Genomic DNA, 22,947 nt, shown 5'->3' on the forward strand with positions numbered 1-22,947 from the left:
TATAGTACATAACTCCTATTTTACCATACGATCTCTAAGTCCAAACCCTAAATCAATTATACCTAAGATTCGTACTAATGGAAGCAGGAATGGTGCAAAGAAGATAGTTAATACCATCACTACGATTGGGATGGCAATCGATATATTTTTACGATGGGAAATAAAGAAGATAAATGACAGTCCTTGAATTGCCATTAATAATCCCGTAAGCATGATTACATTTTGTAACGCGATATATATACCGTTTGGCTCTTCTTGGAAAAGCGTTATAATCATTGCTAATAAATAGATCCATAATATAGAGACCGGAAAACGTAAATTTCGAAACTTTGGAAACCGTAACTTCTGTTTATCGATTTTGTTTATTACTTTATAACTAATCCACTGATTTAGGATAGCAAGTAAAATTGCAATTACTACGATAAACACCGGCACTAACTGTTTAAACAGTTCAATTTGTTGTTCTATTATACTAAACTCTTCTTCAACCTCTTGCCCCATTCCAAATTGCTCAACCATATCCTTCATCTGTATCAGTAATTCATCGGTTTGTTGACTGAATTCATCTAATAAGTTGATGTCTAGAACATAAAAAATAAATAATAAGGAAAATACGATTCCGACCGCATACCCAATTGTCCCTCTAGCCCATGTTTCATATGGAGCAAGTTCCCGATGGATACTTGAACCTATTACAATTCCACCAAGTCCTGCAAGTACCGCTGCAGGAGCCGCATAAATGGTTGCAATAAGAATCGATAGTAAAAATGCAGCTACAAACATAAGCAACGAAGGCTTCCAATCGTATTTTGCTGCGTAAATAATAAACGGAACTGCTAATACTAGCATTGAAATTAGACCTAGTACCGGAACAAAGATTGTTACCAATAACAGAACAATGTAACATACAGTAAATAGTGCTCCATCTACTAGCTGTTTTGAATAGTTCATTTAGATGCACCTCATAATTCATGAAGAAAGTTTATTATAATATGATAACATGTTTAATTGCGTATTTGGTATTAGATTGAGCGATTATTGAGGACATGGATGGAGTAGTAGAAGAAATGTCAGTAATTGTTCAAGCTTTATATGACAACTTCCATTATAATATAAAGGAAATGATATTTAAAGGATTGAAAAAAATGGTTTTTTGGAAAACATTTCTACTTAGTATTAAATTGCCTTCCAAACAGGCAGTGTTTAAATTAAATCGAATTGCAATGGACATTACGGTTTTTTATATGTTTATCTTGTTGTTTATCGTTTCTATTCCCTCATTAATCAATCAACTAACAAGTTCAACAGGGATAGGCTCTGACATGAACATCGTATTTAAGCTTATTTACTTTTTTATATTCTATTATTTACCACTAACCATTATGGTTTTTTTGTTTATTACATTTTTATCGTATGTGTTTACGTGGATTGCAAAACTAATGCACCGAAAATTAAAACTGCAAGTAATATGGAAGATGGTCGCCTACACGGCTTCTATTCCGTTTATTTTGTACACCGTAGTTGCTTTGCTTTATTCGATTTCCGATAGTTATTTATTGTATTCGTTAGTTTGGACTATTTTACTATTATTTAAAATAATTATGGTTTATCCGAGGAGAAAATCACAATAAAATTAAATCCCCCACTTGGTAATATTCCTTATTGTCTATGCTGATCTTAGTTTTAAAGTAATAAGTTTCATAAAAATAGAGAGGCTGTCATCAAAAGTAAAACCTTTGTTGACAGCCTCTTCTTATTCATTACTCAGCCACATATGGTAATAAAGCCATTTGACGAGCGCGTTTAATTGCAATTGTAAGTTTACGTTGATATTTTGCAGAAGTTCCAGTTACACGACGAGGAAGAATTTTTCCACGTTCAGAAATGAAACGCTTTAGAAGATCAACGTCTTTATAGTCGATGTGTGTAATACCGTTAGCTGTGAAATAACACACTTTACGGCGTTTACCACCACGTCCACGACGAGCTGCTGCCATGCGAAACCCTCCCTTTTAATTAAAATAGTTTTTATTTAAACGTATTATTTTAGAATGGTAAATCATCATCAGAAATATCAATTGGTTCACCATTATCTTTAAATGGATCTTCTTCATATTGATTCTGATTCTGGTTTCTATTTTGGTTCTGATTTTGTTGGAATCCTGGTGAATAAGAGTCTTGTCCTCCACGTCCTTGCCCTTGGGAAGAACCTTTAGATTCTAAGAACTGTACACTATCAGCCACAACCTCTGTGATATATACCATTTTTCCATCCTGACCTTCAAAAGAACGAGTTTGAATTCGTCCATCCACACCGATTAAGCTACCTTTTTTCATGTAGTTAGCTAATGTTTCTGCAGGTCTTCTCCAAATTACACAGTTAATGAAATCTGCTTCTCTATTTCCTTGTTGGTTGGAAAAAGGGCGATTTACTGCAACTGTAAAATTGGCAACTGCAACTCCATTTGGTGTATAACGTAAATCAGGATCCTTCGTTAACCTGCCGACAAGTACGACACGATTTAACATCAGAACCACTCCTTATTATTATTCATCTATACGAACTGCAATGTGACGAATAATGTCTTCAGAAAACTTAGCTAAACGATCAAATTCATTAACTGATTTTTCATCGCCAGAGAAGTTAATTAAAACATAATATCCATCACGGAAGTCGTTGATTTCATATGCAAGGCGTTTTTTGCCTTTTTCTTCAACTTTTTCGATCTCCGCGCCATTATCAGTTAAGATACCATTGAAACGCTCGATTAAAGCTTTTTGCGCTTCCTCTTCCATGTCTGGGCGGATGATGTACATGATTTCATATTTTCTCATCCGTTACACCTCCTTTTGGTCTTAGCGGCCCTTATCTGTGGAAAGTAAACTTTCGCAATAAGAGCAAGGAGTAATCTTAATTTCATTACTCACAATAGTGTATTATAGCAAATTTCATATGAAATAACAAGTCTTCGATAGAATCCTTTTTTACGTTATATTTTGCCTTCTGGCCGAATCCGTGGCCGGAATACACTTCGCTTTCCGTGGGCGGCTGGTGAGCCTCCTCGGAGCTAAAGCTCCTGTGGGGTCTCACCTATGCCTGTCCTCCCACAGGAGTCTCCGTGTATTCCGGCCACTCAGTGCATAAAGATTAACTAACTACCACTTAACAAATATATAGCAAAATAACAATTACACATTAAATCTGAAGTGGATTACGTCTCCGTCTTTTACGATGTATTCTTTTCCTTCTAGGCGGACTTTTCCTTTTTCGCGGGCTACTCCCATGGAGCCTGCTTCTACTAGGTCTTCGTAGGATACGGTTTCTGCTCGGATAAAGCCTCGTTCAAAGTCACTATGAATGATTCCTGCTGCTTGTGGTGCTTTCATGCCTTTACGGAATGTCCAGGCGCGTACTTCTTGTTCACCTGCTGTAAAGTATGTTGCAAGTCCTAATAAGCTGTACGATGCTTTAATTAGCTTATCTAGGCCTGATTCCGTGATGCCTAGTTCTTCTAAAAACATTTCTTTTTCTTCTTGATCAAGCTCAGAAATTTCTTCTTCAATTCTTGCACAAATCACAATAACTTCTGCATCTTCATTTTTTGCATATTCTTTAACCTTTTGAACATTGGGGTTTGATTCAGGGTCTGCAACTTCATCTTCCCCAACATTCGCAACATAAAGCATTGGCTTACTAGTTAACAAATGTAGCCCTTTTACAATTTTTTGTTGTTCATCAGTAAATTCAATCGCACGTGCAGGTCTTTCTTCTTCCAAACCTGTTTTTAATTTCGAAAGGACTTCAAATTCAACTAGTGCATCTTTATCCTTTTGTTTTGCTAGTTTTTCTACACGTTGGTACCGTTTGTTCACGGTTTCTAAGTCTGCTAGAATAAGCTCCAAATTAATAATTTCAATATCATCAATTGGATCAACTTTACCAGATACATGTGTAATGTTTTCATCAACAAAACAACGAACAACCTGACATATCGCATCTACCTGGCGAATGTGTGATAGGAACTGGTTTCCTAACCCTTCCCCTTTACTTGCACCCTTTACAATTCCTGCAATATCGGTAAATTCAAATGTTGTTGGAACAGTTTTCTTCGGGTTTACTAATTCAGTCAATTTATTTAAGCGCTCGTCAGGTACTTCCACCATGCCTACATTCGGATCGATGGTAGCAAACGGATAGTTTGCAGCTTCTGCTCCTGCTTGGGTAATTGCATTAAATAATGTAGACTTTCCGACGTTTGGAAGTCCGACGATTCCTGCTGTTAAAGCCATTCAATTCCACTCCTTAAGGATTCCATTCATATAGAACGCGTTCAATAGTTCAATTATAGTTTTACACCTAAAAAAAGACAAGTTGGTAAAACACAAAAATAGGCCTCAAGATGAAGCCTATTTTTGCGTTCTTACCCTATTAATTTATGTTTTCTCTATTTATCTAGGAATTAATTTACCATTTTCTTGAAATTTAGTCCATTAAAAAGCTTTTAATTTTCTGCCTTTTCTAGGACTTTTTTAAGCTTCTTCGTAAACTCTCTCCGCGGAATCATAACACTATGTTCGCAGCCCATACATTTTATCCGAATATCCATCCCCATTCGAATGATTTTCCAGCGATTTTCGCCACATGGGTGGGGCTTTTTCATTTGTACAACATCATGTAATTGAAATTCCTTATCCACCATTTGTACTTCCCCTCATACCGTAATTATTTTTTAAAAAATCAATTAGTTTTCTTTTTATCCCACAACGGAAATAGTAATAATCTAGTTAATACATATAAGTTCAATAGTCCGTATAATGGATATAAAATGCCAATCAACGTTGAAAAACCAAACGTTGTTAATGGTATCATTGTAGCTAAAATTAACACAACTAGCAACCAAAATGGCAGTTTAAAATACCCATTTAACCGAGTCGTTAACCCTAGTACACCAGAAGCTGCCGTAGTAAATATAGCAAACCATAATAGAATCGTCATAAATAATACCATATAGAATGGATAATTACTTAAAATCGCAAACAGCGGAATTTCGTATACTAATATTTGTTCGGAAATTTGAATTAAACTATTATTATACACGTATGTAACCACACCAAGCGTCAGCCCACTTCCAATACTAGCAATCCATATTTCTTTTTTAGAAGCCATTTTATTCCCTACTGCTCCTAGCACTGCAATTAATGGTAATATGTTTAATGCTGTAAAAGGAAAAGCAGACGCCCAGTTAAATTGCTCATGCCAATGGGAGAATAAATGAAGCTTTTGATCAAAGGTAAAAGTAAGTAATACGTATAATAATCCAATGATTAATATTGGTAAGATCACTTGGTTAATAGATAATAAGCCTGTTATGTCTTTTGAAAACAACACAACTAACGTAATTGCAATAAATAAAATTCCCACCCAATATGGAAGATTAAACGCCTGTCCAGTTGCACCGCTCCCTGATAACATGACCACCGTTGTCGTAAATAAGTATAAAAATATCATGACATCATAAACCGGTGACAGCTTCTCCCCTACAATTACCTTTAACACTGGTCTGTACTCGGTTGATTTCTTCCGATAACTAATGGACATAATTACGAAGCATGATATCGAGAAAAATATAACAAATAACACAATAGCCAGTCCACTTCCATGGCCAAAAAACTCCCATAATTCTCTTCCTGATGCATATCCTGCACCAATGGTTGTCCCAATTATTAGAAACATCCATTTAAATCCTGACTTCCACATCTCTTCTCCCCCAATATGTAGCTTGTTCAATTGTAATCCGCACGTAGATACTTAATTTCTTACCATGGGAATTTTATACACGAACACATGTATAAAATAAAAATCTAATCCGTATACTAATAACAATATGTATGTGGAGGAGAACCTATGAATCTAAAGAGTCGTTTATCGCAAAAAAATGAAACAATTCGGATGTTACATACAGACCCAAACCTGATGCATTCTATGAGTGAACAGATCGTATCCTGGTTTCCAAAAATACCAAAAGAATATGTCATAGTCTGTGTCGGAACAGACCGTTCAACCGGTGACGCATTAGGGCCATTAACAGGCACCTATTTAATGGATAAAAAGTTAAAGCATATGACCGTTTACGGTACCCTACATGATCCAGTCCATGCAACAAATCTTGAGGATTACCTTTCATTAATTAATAAACAACATAAAAATGCTTTTATTATTGCGATTGATGCGTGTTTAGGGAAAACGAGCTCCGTTGGACAAATCATTGCTTGTGAGGGAGCTTTAAAGCCAGGTGCAGCCTTAAACAAACCTCTTCCTCCTGTCGGTGATATTCATATAACTGGAGTCGTAAATATTAGTGGATTTATGGAATACTCCGTGTTGCAAAACACTCGACTTTCCATTGTGCTAGAAATGGCGAAAAAAATCGCAAACGTCATCGATCACATCGACCAACAACTAACCGCAAGCTACGTAACACCAGCCGTGTTATCACAGCGTGCTAGGAAAGAGCCTATTTAATATTATGAACGCAAAAAAATCCTTATCACAAAATAGTGATAGGATTTTTTATTTATGATTAATGCTATTTAATTACATAGCTATGAGTAGAAGTAATAGAATTAAAACATCTGATAGATATAATAGATTACCCCTACCGTAATAATAGAAGGTAATAGATTCCCAATCCTAATTTGCACAACCTTCAACATATTAAGCCCTATTGCGACAATTAATAACCCACCAACTGCCGTCAATTCTACAATTAAACCATTTAAAAAGTAATCCGGAACCCAACGTTCAATTTGTGTCGCAAGTAGTGCGATCGCTCCTTGATATAAAACAACCGGAATAACCGATAATACAACCCCAATTCCTAACGTCGTCGTCAATACAAGCGCAACAAAACCATCTAGAATTCCTTTTGTAATTAATACTTCATGGTCTCCTCTAATCCCACTATCTAACGCACCGATAATCGCCATCGCACCGACGATAAAGATTAATGACGCGGTAACAAATCCTTGGGAAACCGACCCTTGATTAGATTTCGTTTTAAATTTGCTTCCTATCCAATTTCCAAACTGATTTAGTTTCTCTTCTACATTAAGAAGCTCTCCTATAATAGCCCCTGATAACAAGCTTAATAATACAACAATGATAATTTCTGTTGAAAACGCCATTTGTAGTCCAATTAACATGATTGCTAAAGCAATCCCATGCATGACTGTTTCCTTATAACGCTCGGGAATTTTAGTAAATACTAACCCTAATAAACTTCCAATGATAATTAACGCACCATTAACTAACGTACCGAATAATGCCATAATATGTACCCTCTCTCTCCTGCTGTAAGCTCTACTATTCTAGTCTTTTCTAAAATGTTTCACGTGAAACATTGACACGTGTTCTATATAATACTATGTAGTTTATCCAATTGTCTATATAAAAAAGACTGGAGATCCACGATCTCTCAGTCTAATCATATAGAAACTTTTATCCTTCTAAAACCTCAATAATTCTATCTAAATCATCATCAGTATAAAACTCAATTTCGATTTTACCTTTTCGTTTACCACGTTGAATGCTAACTGCTGTGCCTAATCTATCACGCAATACAGTTTCACGTTCTTGCAGAAAAATATCCTTCTTTGGCTTCACTTTTTTCTTAACAGGTTTTTCATTAAGCGCGATGATTAGTTTTTCAACTTGTCTCACGTTTAACTTTTCACTTCGAATCTTCGTGACTAGAGGTAAAATTTTATCTTTATCTTTTAATCCAAGAAGGGCGCGACCATGTCCCATTGAAAGCTCGCCATTGTTAATATATGCAATTACTTGGTCAGGAAGCCCTAATAACCTTACCATATTAGCAATATGAGAGCGGCTTTTCCCCAATCGTTTCGACAACTCTTCTTGGGTAATATTTAATTCCTTCATTAAGTTCGCATAAGCTTGTCCTTCTTCAACTGGTGATAAATCCTCACGCTGAAGGTTTTCAAGTAATGCTAGCTCCATCATTTTTTCATCGGTTAATTCTTTTACGATTGCAGGGACTTCCGTTAGTCCAGCTTCTTTTGCAGCTCGGAAACGCCTTTCCCCTACTACGATTTCAAAACCTTTAATGCTTTTACGAACAATTAAAGGCTGAATAATGCCGAATTCTAGGATGGATTCTTTTAATTCCTCAATTGCATCGGTATCAAAAGTCTTTCTTGGCTGATAAGGATTTGGTCTACACTCCTTAATCGGCAATTGTTGAACAACATCATCATCTTTTTCCTTTATTTCTGGAAAAAATGCATCTAGTCCTCTACCCAACCCTCGTGCCATTAGCCATCACTTCCTTCGCTAATTCAAGATATACTTCTGCACCTTTAGACTTCGGATCATATGAAATGATCGGTAATCCATGACTCGGCGCTTCACCTAATCGTACATTTCTTGGAATAATAGAATTATAGACTTTATCTTGGAAGTATTTCTTCACTTCTTCAATGACTTGAATGCCCAAGTTAGTTCTAGCATCAAGCATCGTTAGAAGAACTCCTTCTATCATTAAATCTTTGTTGAGATGCTTTTGAACTAGACGAATTGTATTTAACAACTGGCTTAGTCCTTCTAATGCATAATATTCGCATTGAACTGGAATTAATACGGTATCCGATGAAGTTAAAGCATTTAAAGTTAGGAGTCCAAGTGAAGGTGGACAATCAATAATAATGTAATCGTATTGATCTCTGATTTCCTCTAAAGCTTTTTTAAGTCTTATTTCACGGGAAATGGTTGGTACTAATTCTATTTCTGCACCTGCTAGTTGAATCGTTGCAGGGATAATATCTAGGTTTTCAACACTAGTTGGGACACATACTTCACGAGCTGATAAGTCCTCTACTAGTACATTGTATACACATTTATCCATATCTGCTTTATTTATTCCAACCCCACTGGTTGCGTTACCTTGTGGATCTATGTCTACTAACAACACTTTGTTCCCTAAGTAAGCTAAGCAGGCACTTAGATTTACTGATGAAGTCGTTTTTCCAACGCCACCTTTTTGGTTGGCGATAGACATAATCTTCCCCATATTTTCACCTACCTAAAACAATATACTTTTTATTTTATCACTTTTTTTGAGTTAGGGACTATTATTTTTAATAATTTTATTGGAAATGGTAGATTTAATCCTATTTTACTAGTTTTCTTGAATAAAAAAATCTTTCTATCGGGGTCCGTAGCTGGTATATACTTCGCTTTTACTTCCAGCACAGGGGCGACATCTGCTCGAAACTACCTCGCAGTGTCTACCTTGCCGCGGGGGGCTGGTGAGCCAGGCAACTACTTGAGTAAACTTCTTTAATGCCTTGCCCCGAGGAAGCATACTGCGAAGAGTTACAAGTAGACGCAGAGGCATCTCACTGCGGGGTCTCACCGATACCCATGCTCCTGCTGGAGTCTCCGTATATACCAGCTGCTCAGAGTAGTTACCCTTTCAACACTTCCCTCTTTTAATAGACTATAACCATCAAAAAAATCCCCATCTTTTTTGATGGGGATGTAGATTATTTCTTCTTCGGGATTTTAATGGTGATTTGGTAGTAGTCTTCTAGGTCTTGTTCGTCGGATTCGATGTTGATTCCGGTGTCGGATACCATGTTTAGGGATTGTCTTATCGTGTTCATGGCGATTCGGATATCTTTATTGATTCCTTTTAGCTTTGGTTTTCTTTTCTTAGGTTTTTCCTTTGTGTTGTTAATGTTTTCTATACGTTCTTCTGTTTGCTTTACATTTAAATCATGCTCGATGATTTCCTGCAGAAGTTTTAGTTGTAACTCTTCTTCTTTCAGCTTAATTAATGCTCTAGCATGTCGCTCGGTAATGTGTTTTTGTAGTAATGCTTCCTGTACCTGTTCCGGTAGTTTAAGCAGTCTTAGTTTATTTGCTATAGTAGACTGATTTTTCCCTAAACGTTGCGCTAACGCCTCTTGTGTTAGCCCTTGAAGCTCTAATAGCTTAGCATATGCTACTGCTTCTTCAATTACAGTTAGTTCCTCACGTTGTAGGTTCTCAATTAGAGCAACGGAAGCAGTTTGCGTATCATTCATATCACGAATAATAGCAGAAACATTTTCCCAACCTAGTGACTGTACCGCTCTCCAGCGACGTTCACCAGCAATAATTTCATAGCTATCTGTATCTATTTTTCGAACAACAATAGGCTGAATGATCCCGTGTGTATTAATTGTTTTTGCTAATTCTTCTATTTTCTCTTCATTAAATACCGATCTTGGTTGATACCTATTCGGCTGAATATGATTGACAGGAATTTGTATTACTTCATCAGGGTGAAAGCTTTCTTCCTCTACTACTACTTCATTTTCTTTCTCACCAATGCCAAATATGCGGTTAAATGGACTTACCATCATCAGACACCACCTTTATCTTAATAAGATAGATTAATAGTTTTGCCTCTATTATCTATGAATCTCTCTATTTATATATAAAATGTTTCACGTGAAACATTATAGCCTGATATGTAAAAACGGTCTCACCTATCTACTATCGAAACCTATTCTAGTTTACCATAGAATGGACGTTAAGCCTATTTTATCACAATCCGATGTGCTTGGACATGTATGAATATCGATTCGACAAAAAAACAGGAAAAATGATGATTTCCTGTTTTTTTAGCACTATTCAATTGGCTCTTTATTTGGTGTCCCAGGCTTACGTGGGTATTTCTTAGGTGTCTGTCTTTTCTTTGAAATAACCACTATAGAACGTTCACTATTTTCTTCTGGCAATGTAAAGGTATGAGTTGAGGCAATCTCTCCGCCTAATACTTCAATCGCCTTTTTTCCACTTTGTAGTTCATCATTTGCCTGTGCACCTTTCATCGCTATAAAGACACCATTCTTTTTCGCTAGTGGAATACATAATTCACTTAAAACAGACATCCTCGCAACGGCTCTTGCCATTACCGTATCAAAGGACTCTCTAAACTTAGCATTTTTTCCGAAGGTTTCTGCCCTATCGTGATAAAACGCGACATTGGTTAACTCTAGTTGTGTAGCTAAATGATTTAGAAAGCCGATCCTTTTCTGCAAGGAGTCCACAATCGTTACTTTTATATGTGGGAAGCAAATTTTTAAAGGGATACTCGGAAATCCTGCTCCAGCTCCAACATCACAAATAGACTGATCCTTCGTGAAATCATGGTAGAAGGCTGCCGAAATGGAATCATAAAAATGCTTTAAGTATACATCTTCTTCTGCCGTTAGTGCTGTTAAGTTAATTTTTTCATTCCATTCTACTAATGTTTCAAAATAGATACGGAACTGTTCCAACTGTCTATCGGTTAATTCTATACCCTTTTTCTCTAACTCAGCTCGGAATTGAGTTGGATTCATTTATTCAAACTCCTTTATTGTTCTTATGTATAACAGGGCCAGACCCCTAATAGATAAGGTCTGACCCTAAAAGTCATCTAATTAGCTACTTTTGCAATTTTACCTTGCTCAATGTAAACGAGTAGAATCGAAATATCTGCTGGGTTAACACCTGAAATACGAGATGCCTGACCAACGGATAGTGGACGAACCATTTTTAGCTTTTGTCTTGCTTCTGTTGCCAGACCGCTAATCGCATCGTAATCAAGATCATCTGGAATTTTCTTATCTTCCATCTTCTTCATACGTTCCACTTGCTCTTTTGCCTTTTTAATATAGCCTTCATACTTGATTTGAATTTCTACTTGTTCTTTTACATCAGCTGGTAGGGATTCATTTGATTCAATGACAGAATCAATTAAATCATAGTTTAACTCTGGGCGCTTCAGTAAGTCATAAGCTTTCATCGGCTCTTTCAGTGGTGTTGCATTAGCTCCCTCTAGCATAGTTTGCACTTCAGGAGTTGGTTTAATCGTAATTTTACGAAGACGATTTTTTTCTTCTTCTACTTGTTGTTTCTTTAATTCGAATTGCTTATAACGTTCTTCTGAAATTAACCCTATTTCGTAACCTATATCTGTTAAGCGTAAATCTGCATTATCATGACGTAATAATAGACGGTATTCCGCACGTGATGTTAATAGACGATAAGGCTCTTTTGTACCTTTTGTCACTAAATCATCAATTAAAACACCGATATAAGCTTGAGAGCGATCTAGGATTACTGGTTCTTTTCCGAGTACTTTTGCTGCCGCATTAATACCCGCCATAATTCCTTGAGCAGCTGCTTCTTCATAACCAGAAGTACCATTGATTTGACCCGCTGTATATAGACCAGGAATCTTTTTAAGCTCTAATGTCGGCCATAGCTGTGTAGGCACAACTGCATCATACTCAATCGCATAACCAGGACGCATCATTTCTGCTTTTTCTAATCCTGGAATTGAGCGAAGAATTTCATGTTGAACAGACTCTGGTAACGAAGTAGAAAGTCCTTGGACATATACTTCTTCTGTATCTCTTCCTTCTGGCTCTAAGAAGATTTGGTGACGTGGTTTATCATTGAAACGCACGATTTTATCTTCAATAGAAGGACAATAACGAGGTCCAGTACCACGTTTTGCACCAGAATACATCGCAGAAAGTCCTAAATTGTCATTAATTACTTTGTGCGTAAATTCATTTGTATACGTTAACCAGCAAGGGATTTGATCCGTAATAAACTCAGTTGTCTCATATGAGAATCCTTGAGGCTTATCATCCCCTGGTTGAATTTCGGTTTTAGAGTAATCAATCGTATGACTGTTTACACGTGGTGGTGTACCGGTTTTGAATCGAGTTAATTCAATTCCTAGTTGTTCTAGATTCTCAGAAAGTTTAATAGAAGGACGTTGGTTGTTTGGTCCACTTTCATATTCTAAATCTCCCATTAACACTTTTCCACGCATGAATGTACCAGTTGTAATAATAACCGTTTCTGCTCGGTAAGCTGCACCGGTTTCGGTCATTACTCCTTTACATACACCGTCTTCTACAATTAGTTCGTCAACCATGCCTTGACGAATGGTAAGATTCTCTTGATTTTCTAAAGTTTGTTTCATTTCTTTTATATAAATTGGTTTATCTGCTTGAGCACGTAATGCTTGAACTGCAGGGCCTTTTCCTGTGTTTAGCATACGCATTTGAATATAGCTTTTATCAATGGTTTTTGCCATTTGTCCGCCAAGTGCATCGATTTCTCGTACGACGATACCTTTTGCTGGTCCACCAACTGATGGGTTACATGGCATAAAAGCGATCATATCAAGGTTTAGGGTTAGCATTAGTGTTTTGGCGCCCATTTTTGCTGCTGCAAGGGCTGCTTCTACACCAGCATGACCTGCGCCGACAACAATCGTATCATATTGCCCTGCGTTATATACCATAGCTTTTCATCCTTTCGTTGTTTTAAAATAATTATTTTGTTTATAGTGAGAAATATAATATAGATCCTTTCACTGAGCGGTCCGAAAACACGGAGACTCCAGTGGGAGGATAGGCATCGGTGAGACCCCACAGGAGCGATAGCTCCGAGGAGGCTCACCACCAGCCGCCCACGGCAAGGTAGACACTGCGAGGTTTTTTCGAGCAGATGTCGCCCCTGTACTGGAAGTGAAAGCGAAGTGTATTCGGACCGCGGGTACGGCTATAGAACTCTGTATTTTCTATACTTTATTTCCCTAAACAGAATTGGGAGAATAACTGGTCGATTAGACTATCACTAGCGGTGTCGCCGATGATTTCGCCTAGGAACTCCCATGTTCTAGTTACGTCTATTTGTACGATGTCTAGTGGCATTCCCATTTCTAAGGAATTCATTGCGTCTTCTAATGCTTGTTTTGCCTGTCTTAATAGCTGAATATGTCTTACGTTTGATACATAGGTTAAATCACCTGTATCAATGTCCCCAGCAAAGAAAGAAGAGGCAATGGCTGATTCTAATTGATCAATTCCTTCTTCTTTTAATAAGGAAGTCGTAACGATTTTTTTATCGCCAACCATTTCTTTCACTTGATCCATATTTAGCTTTTGCTCAAGGTCTGTTTTATTGACTATTACAATATATTCAAGTCCTTGAACCGCTTCAAATAATCGTAAATCTTCCTCAGATAACACTTCATTATAATTTAAAACAAATAAAATAAGATCCGCATCTTTTAACGCTTGACGTGAACGCTCTACACCAATTCGTTCTACAATATCTTCTGTATCTCGAATTCCAGCTGTATCGACCAAACGTAACGGAATACCTCGTACATTCACATATTCCTCGATGATATCTCTTGTTGTACCTGGAATATCCGTAACAATTGCTTTATTCTCTTGTACTAATGCATTTAGTAAGGAGGATTTTCCAACGTTTGGACGACCAATAATGGCAGTTGCAATTCCCTCACGAAGGATTTTCCCTTGTTTCGCTACACTTAGTAGCTCTTCAATCTCCGCATGCACTTCTTTTGTTTTTTGTCGCATCATTTCATGTGACATTTCTTCTACATCATCATATTCTGGATAATCGATATTCACCTCAACATGGGCAACAGTTTCCAGTAAAGATTGACGGTATTTTTTAATTAAAGCAGATAAACGTCCATCCATTTGCTTTAACGCCACATTCATCGCTTTATCCGTCTTCGCACGAATCAAATCCATCACCGCTTCCGCCTGTGATAAATCGATACGTCCATTTAAAAAGGCACGTTTGGTAAATTCACCTGGATCTGCTAAACGTGCACCTTGTGATAATACAATTTCTAACACACGATTAACCGACACGAGACCACCGTGACAATTTATTTCTACTACATCTTCACGGGTAAAAGTTTTCGGTCCACGCATAATCGTTACCATTACTTCTTCCGCAACTTCATTCGTTTCTGGATCGATTATTTTACCATAATGAATCGTATGGGAATCTACTTTACTTAAATCTTTCCCTTTATAAACCTTCGACGTTATTTCTATCGCATCTGGACCACTTAATCGAACAATCGATATCGCACCCTCACCAATCGGGGTAGAAATTGCCGTAATCGTATCCGTCTCAAACATTCTTTTCACCTCCACTATCATTTTTCATCTATATAAAACCACATATTTTTATCCACATTTTTTAGCAACGGATTTTTTACCGTCACTAACTTAATAGAATAACACATCTGAACATAAAAATAAACTTATCCACAAGAATAAATTTATTTCCATTTTTTCTGAAGTTATTCACATGTGGATAAGTTTATTTAAGGAAACTATTTTAGTTATACACAAAAAAATATCTAGAAACAAAAAACAAGCATGAATGCACATGCCTGTTCCATACTAATTATCTAAATCCTCACCCTTATAACTCTTCAATTCTCCTTGTTCATCCAACTGATCAATTTGTCCGTCTATTGTACCTTCCGTATATGCATCTGTTGCTTGTTCATGTGTCATGGCTAACCCTTTTTCCGTTTCATTACTGCTTTGGTAACCTGATACATCATAATATTTCTCTGCAACTTCCTTCGAATTATTTAGTTCTTTTTTATCTTTACCCATCAAATCTTCCTTTCCTTTAATGTACTCGTTTGCAAATGTCCTCGAGATCCGCAAGTAGACTTTGTATATCCCTATCCTGTAACAAAATCGGGATTTGATCATTTACCGTAATATAGCAAGAATCCTTTTGCTCACTTAAATATGAAACCATTTTAACTAATTGATCTAAGGATAACGATGACGCAGTGGAAATCGTTTTTACCTGGGTTAAGTAAAAACTTTTTTGATCAATTTCTCCTTGGAATATTGCCCCGTTAAACTGCTCCACCGCACATCCTCCTCTTTGCTCGAACATTATTCTTTAGTATGGAACGGATTAGAGAAAACATACATGAGAAAATAGCCACTTTGCCCATAAAAAAACATACTAAGAAACGTAATCTTAGTATGTTCTGAACTAAATGGTTATGTGTCATTTCACAATGCTTTAATATTCTCCTTTAATGACAAAAAACGAACCTCGAATTGTTCCTGCTAGTTTTGACTTTTGCCTCGCAAACTTAAACTTCCCTTCTAATTCTTTCGGAACTTCCATCCCCTCCGAAAGCTTAAAACCGACAGCCCGCTTCTTCGGATCATCTACCGTATACATGACGTTTACTGCAAGACCATCTTCATAAAAAACATAGGCAAATTGGATGTTTTCCACTTGAAAACGTGAGGTTTCTATAGGTTTTGCACTAAATTCAATATCACGTTCTTCCTTCAAAATTCGGTTCACATAATCGATTGTTTCCTGACTCTCACTAGCTGGTACAACCGTAAAATCATGCTGATATTTATTCTTAAAATATCGCGCTTCATTTGCCCGTAATCCAGCAAGAGCTTCCACTACAGGGGAAGATTCTAAACTAACTGTAGATACATTTTTAAAATCAACAATATAAGCCATTTCCATACCTCCTCAAAGATACTATTTCCTTACAACCGGAATCCACATTTCACCATAAACCACTCCGTCACTTTTCCCCATCTCTACTACTGCATTCGGTCCACCAACATAGGCAACTTCTTTTGCTTCTTGTAATGCCTGGCCGAAAGCAATTCCAGTAACGGTATTACTCAATTCCTCTGGAGTATTCCCTTCTCCTTTTACTACTACATACTCACCCTTCGGAAATTGAATCAGTCTAGCTTCTTCTGGTGCTGGAGCTTCTGTCATCACGCCAACATAATACATCATCTTGTTATTTACCGCTTCATTTACTGTAAAAACGTAATCATTAATAGCAATCTCTTTTAAAGCATCAAGGCGACCGTCTTCACTAAATTGGTTCCAGAAGTCTGCTTTTTCTTTGTTGATTCCCATATAGTCTGTGTAGTCACTCTTAAGCTCTGTTCCAAACCCTAATACCGTAAACCCATCTTTTTCTTCTAAAACATAATTTCCCATTTTCAAAACCTACCTTTTTATAATTTTATCAACTGACTTGTATCCATCACTTGATATGTCTATAATAATTTTAAATCATGTCAAAAAGTGACACTGTTTAGGTGTTACCATGAAAAATTTGAACAGATCCGTTCTTATTACGAAAAAAGGAGTGCTAATCAAATTACGATCTGCACTCCTAAGTAAGTTAAGTTATTTAATTTATTTCTGATCCTTAAGGTTTAATGACAACATGACGATGTGGTTCTACCCCATCTGAGTATGTGGAAACCTCACTATTATTCTGTAATACACTATGAATAATTTTTCTTTCATAAGCAGGCATCGGCTCAAGGGCAACTTTTTTATTGATACGCTTTGCTTTATCTGCCATACGAAGTGCTAGTGATTCAAGTGTTTCCTGGCGGCGGGATCGATAGCCTTCAGCATCTATCGTCACTGTATAATACTTATTACCTTCTTTATTTACGACTAAATGAGTTAAATACTGCAACGCATTTAATGTTTGACCACGTTTTCCAATTAAAAGGGCAATTTTCTCCCCACTTAAATCAAATGTTACATGGTTATCTTCTACAGTAGTCGTAACCTCTACATCTACATTCATATTTTTTACAACATCAAGGATGAATTTCTCTGCTTCTTGAATTGGGTTTTTCGCAATACTTACCTTTACAATGGCGCGCTTTGCACCAAATAGGCCAAGAATTCCTTTTTTACCTTCATCAATAATATTAACCTCAACTTGGTCCCTAGATGTGTTTAACTGCACTAAAGCTGATTGGACCGCTTCATCGACTGTTTGTCCAGTGGCAGTTACTTCTCTCACTTTTTGTCTCCCCCAGTATTCGTATCCTTCATCATCGGCTTACGAATGAAAATGGTTTGTGCAATCATAAATAAGTTACCGATTACCCAGTAAAGTGCAAGGGCAGCTGGGAACATAAATGCAAACACTGTAATCATAATCGGCATCATATAAAGCATGACCGTCATTTGTGGATTACCTGCTGCAGGGCTCCCTGCCATCATTAACTTCTGCTGCAAGAATGTTGTAATACCTGCGATAAATGGAAGAATCAAATCCTTCTCATCCAATGGGAACCAAAGGAATGAGTGACCATCAATCGCCTCTGTTCGCATAATAGCGTGATAAATACCAAGTAAAATCGGCATTTGGATGAAAATTGGTAAACATCCTGCAAGTGGATTAACCCCATGCTTTTGGAATAATGCCATCGTTTCTTGTTGTAACTTTTGCTGAGTATTGGCATCTTTAGAACTATATTTTGCTTGTAACTCTTTTAATGCCGGTTGAATATCTTGCATTGCTTTTGAACTTTTTAATTGCTTTATATTTAGTGGAAGTAATAATGTACGAATAATTACCGTCACTAAAATAATTGCTAAACCATAATTTTCATTAAATGCATCGGCAAAATACATAATTAACCATGATAACGGATAAACGAAATATGTATTCCAAATTCCTTCACTTTCTTCTGTAATTGGTTGATCAATTTCCGTACAACCAGATAATAGTGCAACCAATCCAATAAGTATTGCTATTAAAAATAACTTCTTTCGCAACTTCTGCTCCTCCTAACTAGTCCAACAAAAAATCGCTTACATTAAGCATTGACTTGTCTATCACATATTTTACAATAAACATGCATTAGATTCTATTCATATCTTATACTTTATCTTCTCTTTAATAGTCTTTCCTTCGACAATAAATGCGTTAAGCTTTTCTTTACCTCAAAAAAATTCATATCTTTCGTAGGCTGCCTTGCAATAATAATGATATCTAAAGAAGAATCGATATCTTTTTCTAACTCATGGAATGCTTGACGTAAATAGCGTTTAATTCGATTACGTAACACTGCATTGCCAACTTTTTTCCCTACGGATAAGCCAACTCGAAAATGCTCTTGATCTTTTTTCTTCATATAATAGATAACTAATTGTCGATTCGCAAAGGACTTACCTCGCTTAAAAATCGTTTGGAAGTCGTTATTATCCTTCACTCGGTATTCTTTCTTCATCACTCATCACCTAACTAAGAAAACCCAATTGACCATTTTCTATGTAAAAAAAGCAGGTGGTCTTTTATCCATTTTGAACCACTGCTTTCAAGTTTATTCTATACAGCTAGTAATTTCCACTTTTCCTACGACAGTTTTTCTATTTTCTGCCGTAAAAAAGACCACTGACATTTCAGTGGCCTATGCAGATAATACTTTTCTTCCTTTACGACGACGACGAGCTAAAACTTTACGTCCGTTTTTAGTGCTCATACGTGCGCGAAAGCCATGTACCTTTTTACGCTTACGGTTATTTGGTTGAAACGTTCTTTTCATTTATGTTGCACCTCCCCGAGGGATCTTATTTCCATAAAAATTTATAATCCAATAGACATCCATGCAATTATACTGAAAAAAAACATCAACGTCAACTTTGATTTTAAGAAAAACTTACATTGTTTATCTATTTATTGAATACAGCTTTTTACCATACACAGATTGAAAACCATTTTTTTTACTTTCTATCAAGTAAAAACATTTATCCACACACCTTGTTTATTGTTTTTATTTTATTTTTTTATATCCACAACATTTGTCGACAAGATAATCACAAAATATGGTGGTGTGTATAAAAAATGTCTACAACCGATGGATATTGTGGATAAGTGTCGAAAAACCGTTGCAGAACTAGTTCTTTTTTGATATTATAGATGTGTTTTAACATGTTAATAAGTATCTCTCTATAAAAACTTATTCACAATTTGTGGATATCCTGTGGACAATTATTAACAGTCTGTTTTTAATTTTATCCACATAATTTTTTAATCTGCGAATAACTCATTTCAATACTTATTAAATATACCATTAATTATCCACAAGCGTTCTTAACTATTTTCTTTATAGTTAGTATAAAAAAATATAATAGATTCCTACCTTTCCATCTTTATGCAACCTATTCTTCATATATGCCAAAAAGATAGAGAGAGGTTTTTTATTCTTTATTTAGGCTAATCTATTATCGTAATTGAAAGGGGGGAATGAGTTGGAAAATATCCATGATCTATGGAAAGCCACTCTTGAAAAGATAGAGGAAAAAATTAGTAAACCAAGCTTTGACACTTGGCTGAAAGATACAAAAGCGGAAAATTTAGAAGGAAATACCCTTACCATATCGGCTCCAAATGAATTTGCAAGAGATTGGTTAGAGGAACAATACTCCCAGCTAATTCAAAAAGTGTTACTAGAAGTAACAGGATCCAAACTAAATCTTAAACTTATTGTACTTGATACCGTAATTGAAGATGACATCAAGCCTAAACCGAAGACAAAGCCAACTGTTCATGATACCCATGACGGAAAAACGATGTTAAATCCGAAGTATACCTTTGATACATTTGTCATTGGTTCTGGTAACCGTTTTGCCCATGCTGCATCGTTAGCAGTAGCGGAAGCACCTGCAAAGGCTTATAATCCTCTATTTATCTATGGAGGCGTTGGATTAGGTAAAACACACCTTATGCATGCGATCGGGCATTATGTATTAGAACACAATAAAAACGCAAAAGTCGTTTACCTATCTTCAGAGAAATTTACAAATGAATTTATTGACGCCATTATGGAAAACAAAACGGCTAACTTCCGCAATAAATATCGGAATGTTGATGTTTTACTCATTGACGATATCCAGTTTATTGCTGGAAAAGAGTCTACTCAGGAAGAATTCTTCCATACATTTAATGCGTTACATGAAGAAAATAAACAAATTATTATTTCAAGTGATCGCCCGCCGAAAGAAATACCAACACTGGAAGATCGCCTTCGCTCTCGTTTTGAATGGGGTCTAATAACAGACATTACACCACCTGACCTAGAAACGAGAATTGCTATTTTAACGAAAAAAGCAAAAGCAGAAGGTTTAGATATACCAAACGAGGTTATGTTGTACATTGCCAATCAAATAGATACGAATATTCGTGAGCTTGAAGGGGCATTAATTCGTGTTGTTGCCTATTCCTCACTTGTTAATCAAGATATAGATGCAGCGTTAGCAGCTGATGCACTAAAAGATATTATTCCGAATAGCAAACCACGTGTCATTACGATTCCTGCCATCATGGAAGTAGTTGGAGAGAAGTATAATGTGAAAAAAGACGACTTCCTTGCTAAAAAGCGTACGAAGTCTATTGCTTTTCCACGTCAAATTGCGATGTATTTATCTCGAGAGCTAACTGATTATTCCTTACCGAAGATTGGGGAAGAATTTGGTGGACGTGATCATACAACCGTTATTCACGCACACGAAAAAATTAATAGCATGCTCGAAAAAGATTCGCTTTTCGCAAAAGAAATCGAAGAAATTAAACAGCAGTTACATTCACTTTAATCTCTTTTTTATGTTAATACCGTGGATAACCGGTACTAACTTACGAACAGTTTATACACATGTGGATAACTATGTTTCATATAGGGTTAAATCGGTTATCCACATAATCACAGCCCCTATTACTATTATTACTATATTTTTATAAAAAAAATAAATATATAAACACCGCCCATTGGAGGATTTATTTATGAAATTTACGATTCAGCGTGATCAATTAATCGATAGTGTTCAAGATGTAATGAAAGCTATATCTTCTAGAACAGCAATTCCAATTTTAACGGGAATGAAAATGGAAGTGAAACAGCATGGTATTACGTTAACAGGAAGTGATTCTGATATTTCGATTGAATCTTATATTCCTGCTGAAGAAGATGGCATTGTAAATGTTGAAGATATTGAAGAAGGTAGTATCGTGTTACACGCAAAATACTTCCCAGATATCGTACGTAAATTACCAGAACAACACGTAGAAATTGAAGCGGATGAAAACTTAAAAGTAACCATTCGTTCCGGTAAAGCAGAATATAACTTAAATGGACAAGATGCAGAAGAGTATCCGCAGCTACCTAAGCTACAAACAGATGATAGCTTTGAACTTCCAACTGATCTGTTAAAAAGCTTAATTAAACAAACTGTATTTGCGGTATCATCTATGGAAACGAGACCGATTTTAACTGGTGTTAAATTATCGTTAGTAGATAACAAATTATCTTTCACAGCAACAGATAGTCACCGCTTAGCTTCAAGAGAAGTTCCAGTTAGCTCAACAAATGTTCAATTTGAAAGCATTGTTGTACCTGGAAAAAGCTTAAATGAATTAAATAAAATATTAGATGAATCAGAAGAAACGGTAGAAATTAGTGTAACAAACAATCAAATTCTATTTAGAACAAAACACTTAAACTTCTTATCTAGAATTCTAGATGGAAACTACCCAGAAACTTCTAGATTAATCCCAGAACAAAGCAAAACTATTCTTCATGTGAAAACAAAAGATTTAATTAGTAGTATTGATCGTGCTTCTTTACTTGCTCGTGAAGAACGAAATAATGTGGTAAAACTGACAACATTAGATCAGAATATCGTAGAAATTACGAGTAATTCACCAGAAGTTGGACATGTTTCGGAAGAACTTTCCGTGCAATCGATCGAAGGAGAAGAATTAAAAATTTCCTTTAGCTCGAAATATATGCTGGATGCATTAAAAGTAATGGAAGTTGATGAGGTGAAAATTGATTTTACTGGCGCAATGAGACCATTCATCATCCGCCCAGTCAACGACCCATCCATGCTACAGCTGATCTTACCTGTTAGAACTTATTAACATGTGGATAAGTAGATTTTAATTTATATCACATGCATAGTCCGCGGCAAGAATAGACTACGCTCAGTGCTATAAATTATGGATTCTTTTCTTTAAAATATAATTTTATTAAAAATCTCTAACAGTTTGTATAAAGCAATCAACTTTATCAGCTCCGGAAATATACGTAGACTCCAGCGGGAGGAAAGGCATCGGTGAGACCCCACAGCTCGGAACGAGCGAGGAGGCTCACCAGCCGCCCGCGGAAAGCGAAGTATATTTCCGGAGCGGGGGTAGAACAGCTAATCTTAAT

At 36.3% G+C, this 22,947-nt stretch carries 26 protein-coding genes; 4 read left to right on the plus strand and 22 right to left on the minus strand.

The window, feature by feature from the left end; translation table 11 throughout:
• Nucleotides 1-15: 15 nt before the first annotated feature.
• Complete coding sequence (locus tag AB1K81_RS11205; protein WP_412976721.1) at nt 16-951, minus strand: YybS family protein; 936 nt, start codon at nt 949-951, stop codon at nt 16-18.
• Nucleotides 952-1,046: 95 nt separating this feature from the next.
• Between AB1K81_RS11205 and AB1K81_RS11210 the strand changes: the two genes are divergently transcribed.
• Nucleotides 1,047-1,631 (plus strand): hypothetical protein, encoded by a 585-nt coding sequence (locus tag AB1K81_RS11210; RefSeq protein ID WP_412976722.1) that lies wholly within the window; start codon nt 1,047-1,049, stop codon nt 1,629-1,631.
• Nucleotides 1,632-1,760: 129 nt separating this feature from the next.
• Here AB1K81_RS11210 and rpsR read toward each other — a convergent pair whose 3' ends face one another.
• The 6 genes from rpsR to AB1K81_RS11240 all read right to left on the minus strand — a co-directional run bounded on the left by rpsR (nt 1,761) and on the right by AB1K81_RS11240 (nt 5,758).
• Nucleotides 1,761-1,997 (minus strand): 30S ribosomal protein S18, encoded by a 237-nt coding sequence (rpsR, locus tag AB1K81_RS11215; RefSeq protein ID WP_412976723.1) that lies wholly within the window; start codon nt 1,995-1,997, stop codon nt 1,761-1,763.
• A gap of 49 nt (nt 1,998-2,046) precedes the next feature.
• A complete protein-coding gene (gene ssb / locus AB1K81_RS11220; protein WP_412976724.1) occupies nt 2,047-2,529 on the minus strand; it encodes a single-stranded DNA-binding protein in 483 nt (160 codons plus the stop codon).
• An 18-nt stretch (nt 2,530-2,547) separates the two neighbouring features.
• Entirely contained in the window at nt 2,548-2,835 is a 288-nt protein-coding gene (gene rpsF / locus AB1K81_RS11225) for a 30S ribosomal protein S6 (RefSeq protein ID WP_412976725.1), read from the minus strand.
• 354 nt (nt 2,836-3,189) lie between these two features.
• Nucleotides 3,190-4,290, minus strand: coding sequence for a redox-regulated ATPase YchF (gene ychF / locus AB1K81_RS11230; protein ID WP_412976726.1), 1,101 nt, complete (start codon nt 4,288-4,290; stop codon nt 3,190-3,192).
• Nucleotides 4,291-4,502: 212 nt separating this feature from the next.
• Nucleotides 4,503-4,700: a DUF951 domain-containing protein gene (locus AB1K81_RS11235; RefSeq protein ID WP_412976727.1), complete on the minus strand. Its 198-nt coding sequence runs from the start codon at nt 4,698-4,700 to the stop codon at nt 4,503-4,505.
• 38 nt (nt 4,701-4,738) lie between these two features.
• A complete protein-coding gene (locus tag AB1K81_RS11240) occupies nt 4,739-5,758 on the minus strand; it encodes a YkvI family membrane protein (protein WP_412976728.1) in 1,020 nt (339 codons plus the stop codon).
• A 147-nt stretch (nt 5,759-5,905) separates the two neighbouring features.
• On the opposite strand from AB1K81_RS11240, the gene yyaC reads away from it, so the two are divergent.
• Nucleotides 5,906-6,523 (plus strand): spore protease YyaC, encoded by a 618-nt coding sequence (gene yyaC, locus AB1K81_RS11245; protein ID WP_412976729.1) that lies wholly within the window; start codon nt 5,906-5,908, stop codon nt 6,521-6,523.
• A gap of 101 nt (nt 6,524-6,624) precedes the next feature.
• Here the strand turns inward: yyaC and AB1K81_RS11250 are convergent, their stop codons facing one another.
• The 15 genes from AB1K81_RS11250 to rpmH form a co-directional block, all read right to left on the minus strand.
• On the minus strand, nt 6,625-7,329 hold the full coding sequence (locus AB1K81_RS11250) for a DUF554 domain-containing protein (protein WP_412976730.1): 705 nt from the start codon (nt 7,327-7,329) through the stop codon (nt 6,625-6,627).
• A 169-nt stretch (nt 7,330-7,498) separates the two neighbouring features.
• A complete protein-coding gene (locus AB1K81_RS11255) occupies nt 7,499-8,335 on the minus strand; it encodes a ParB/RepB/Spo0J family partition protein (RefSeq protein ID WP_412976731.1) in 837 nt (278 codons plus the stop codon).
• Nucleotides 8,316-9,089 (minus strand): ParA family protein, encoded by a 774-nt coding sequence (locus tag AB1K81_RS11260; RefSeq protein ID WP_412976732.1) that lies wholly within the window; start codon nt 9,087-9,089, stop codon nt 8,316-8,318. Before AB1K81_RS11260 ends, AB1K81_RS11255 begins: the two co-directional genes overlap by 20 nt.
• A gap of 475 nt (nt 9,090-9,564) precedes the next feature.
• Entirely contained in the window at nt 9,565-10,425 is an 861-nt protein-coding gene (noc, locus tag AB1K81_RS11265; protein ID WP_412976864.1) for a nucleoid occlusion protein, read from the minus strand.
• A gap of 270 nt (nt 10,426-10,695) precedes the next feature.
• Nucleotides 10,696-11,412, minus strand: a complete 717-nt coding sequence (gene rsmG, locus AB1K81_RS11270; protein ID WP_412976733.1) for a 16S rRNA (guanine(527)-N(7))-methyltransferase RsmG — start codon at nt 11,410-11,412, stop codon at nt 10,696-10,698.
• A gap of 77 nt (nt 11,413-11,489) precedes the next feature.
• Nucleotides 11,490-13,376, minus strand: a complete 1,887-nt coding sequence (gene mnmG / locus AB1K81_RS11275; protein WP_412976734.1) for a tRNA uridine-5-carboxymethylaminomethyl(34) synthesis enzyme MnmG — start codon at nt 13,374-13,376, stop codon at nt 11,490-11,492.
• A 286-nt stretch (nt 13,377-13,662) separates the two neighbouring features.
• A complete protein-coding gene (gene mnmE, locus AB1K81_RS11280; RefSeq protein ID WP_412976735.1) occupies nt 13,663-15,042 on the minus strand; it encodes a tRNA uridine-5-carboxymethylaminomethyl(34) synthesis GTPase MnmE in 1,380 nt (459 codons plus the stop codon).
• A 267-nt stretch (nt 15,043-15,309) separates the two neighbouring features.
• Nucleotides 15,310-15,531 (minus strand): YozQ family protein, encoded by a 222-nt coding sequence (locus AB1K81_RS11285; protein ID WP_412976736.1) that lies wholly within the window; start codon nt 15,529-15,531, stop codon nt 15,310-15,312.
• Between the two features lie 16 nt (nt 15,532-15,547).
• A complete protein-coding gene (locus tag AB1K81_RS11290; protein WP_412976737.1) occupies nt 15,548-15,799 on the minus strand; it encodes a hypothetical protein in 252 nt (83 codons plus the stop codon).
• 159 nt (nt 15,800-15,958) lie between these two features.
• Nucleotides 15,959-16,423: a DUF8821 family protein gene (locus tag AB1K81_RS11295; protein WP_412976738.1), complete on the minus strand. Its 465-nt coding sequence runs from the start codon at nt 16,421-16,423 to the stop codon at nt 15,959-15,961.
• 21 nt (nt 16,424-16,444) lie between these two features.
• Nucleotides 16,445-16,924 carry a GyrI-like domain-containing protein gene (locus AB1K81_RS11300; protein WP_412976739.1) on the minus strand — a complete coding sequence of 160 codons (480 nt, stop codon included), beginning with the start codon at nt 16,922-16,924 and terminating at the stop codon, nt 16,445-16,447.
• Between the two features lie 214 nt (nt 16,925-17,138).
• Nucleotides 17,139-17,753: an RNA-binding cell elongation regulator Jag/EloR gene (gene jag, locus AB1K81_RS11305; RefSeq protein WP_412976740.1), complete on the minus strand. Its 615-nt coding sequence runs from the start codon at nt 17,751-17,753 to the stop codon at nt 17,139-17,141.
• On the minus strand, nt 17,750-18,514 hold the full coding sequence (spoIIIJ, locus tag AB1K81_RS11310; RefSeq protein WP_412976741.1) for a YidC family membrane integrase SpoIIIJ: 765 nt from the start codon (nt 18,512-18,514) through the stop codon (nt 17,750-17,752). Before spoIIIJ ends, jag begins: the two co-directional genes overlap by 4 nt.
• A gap of 110 nt (nt 18,515-18,624) precedes the next feature.
• Nucleotides 18,625-18,969, minus strand: a complete 345-nt coding sequence (gene rnpA / locus AB1K81_RS11315; RefSeq protein WP_412976742.1) for a ribonuclease P protein component — start codon at nt 18,967-18,969, stop codon at nt 18,625-18,627.
• 180 nt (nt 18,970-19,149) lie between these two features.
• A complete protein-coding gene (gene rpmH, locus AB1K81_RS11320; protein WP_010094630.1) occupies nt 19,150-19,284 on the minus strand; it encodes a 50S ribosomal protein L34 in 135 nt (44 codons plus the stop codon).
• Nucleotides 19,285-19,990: 706 nt separating this feature from the next.
• On the opposite strand from rpmH, the gene dnaA reads away from it, so the two are divergent.
• Nucleotides 19,991-21,331 (plus strand): chromosomal replication initiator protein DnaA, encoded by a 1,341-nt coding sequence (dnaA, locus tag AB1K81_RS11325; protein ID WP_412976743.1) that lies wholly within the window; start codon nt 19,991-19,993, stop codon nt 21,329-21,331.
• Nucleotides 21,332-21,518: 187 nt separating this feature from the next.
• Complete coding sequence (gene dnaN, locus AB1K81_RS11330; RefSeq protein WP_412976744.1) at nt 21,519-22,655, plus strand: DNA polymerase III subunit beta; 1,137 nt, start codon at nt 21,519-21,521, stop codon at nt 22,653-22,655.
• Nucleotides 22,656-22,947: the final 292 nt, after the last annotated feature.

The sequence above is a fragment of the Ornithinibacillus jepli genome, from assembly GCF_047228935.1.
Lineage (GTDB): Bacteria > Bacillota > Bacilli > Bacillales > Amphibacillaceae > Ornithinibacillus.

Coding starts and splice junctions, on each gene's coding strand:
- AB1K81_RS11240 (WP_412976728.1), bottom strand. CDS start 5,758: ATGTGGAAGTCAGGATTTAAATGGATGTTTCTAATAATTGGGACAACC.
- AB1K81_RS11250 (WP_412976730.1), bottom strand. CDS start 7,329: ATGGCATTATTCGGTACGTTAGTTAATGGTGCGTTAATTATCATTGGA.
- mnmG (WP_412976734.1), bottom strand. CDS start 13,376: ATGGTATATAACGCAGGGCAATATGATACGATTGTTGTCGGCGCAGGT.
- rnpA (WP_412976742.1), bottom strand. CDS start 18,969: ATGAAGAAAGAATACCGAGTGAAGGATAATAACGACTTCCAAACGATT.
- ychF (WP_412976726.1), bottom strand. CDS start 4,290: ATGGCTTTAACAGCAGGAATCGTCGGACTTCCAAACGTCGGAAAGTCT.
- AB1K81_RS11205 (WP_412976721.1), bottom strand. CDS start 951: ATGAACTATTCAAAACAGCTAGTAGATGGAGCACTATTTACTGTATGT.
- AB1K81_RS11255 (WP_412976731.1), bottom strand. CDS start 8,335: ATGGCACGAGGGTTGGGTAGAGGACTAGATGCATTTTTTCCAGAAATA.
- rpsF (WP_412976725.1), bottom strand. CDS start 2,835: ATGAGAAAATATGAAATCATGTACATCATCCGCCCAGACATGGAAGAG.
- AB1K81_RS11235 (WP_412976727.1), bottom strand. CDS start 4,700: ATGGTGGATAAGGAATTTCAATTACATGATGTTGTACAAATGAAAAAG.
- rpsR (WP_412976723.1), bottom strand. CDS start 1,997: ATGGCAGCAGCTCGTCGTGGACGTGGTGGTAAACGCCGTAAAGTGTGT.
- AB1K81_RS11260 (WP_412976732.1), bottom strand. CDS start 9,089: ATGGGGAAGATTATGTCTATCGCCAACCAAAAAGGTGGCGTTGGAAAA.
- yyaC (WP_412976729.1), top strand. CDS start 5,906: ATGAATCTAAAGAGTCGTTTATCGCAAAAAAATGAAACAATTCGGATG.
- ssb (WP_412976724.1), bottom strand. CDS start 2,529: ATGTTAAATCGTGTCGTACTTGTCGGCAGGTTAACGAAGGATCCTGAT.
- rsmG (WP_412976733.1), bottom strand. CDS start 11,412: ATGAATCCAACTCAATTCCGAGCTGAGTTAGAGAAAAAGGGTATAGAA.
- AB1K81_RS11210 (WP_412976722.1), top strand. CDS start 1,047: ATGGATGGAGTAGTAGAAGAAATGTCAGTAATTGTTCAAGCTTTATAT.
- dnaN (WP_412976744.1), top strand. CDS start 21,519: ATGAAATTTACGATTCAGCGTGATCAATTAATCGATAGTGTTCAAGAT.
- mnmE (WP_412976735.1), bottom strand. CDS start 15,042: ATGTTTGAGACGGATACGATTACGGCAATTTCTACCCCGATTGGTGAG.
- AB1K81_RS11285 (WP_412976736.1), bottom strand. CDS start 15,531: ATGGGTAAAGATAAAAAAGAACTAAATAATTCGAAGGAAGTTGCAGAG.
- AB1K81_RS11295 (WP_412976738.1), bottom strand. CDS start 16,423: ATGGCTTATATTGTTGATTTTAAAAATGTATCTACAGTTAGTTTAGAA.
- rpmH (WP_010094630.1), bottom strand. CDS start 19,284: ATGAAAAGAACGTTTCAACCAAATAACCGTAAGCGTAAAAAGGTACAT.
- noc (WP_412976864.1), bottom strand. CDS start 10,425: ATGGTAAGTCCATTTAACCGCATATTTGGCATTGGTGAGAAAGAAAAT.
- AB1K81_RS11300 (WP_412976739.1), bottom strand. CDS start 16,924: ATGGGAAATTATGTTTTAGAAGAAAAAGATGGGTTTACGGTATTAGGG.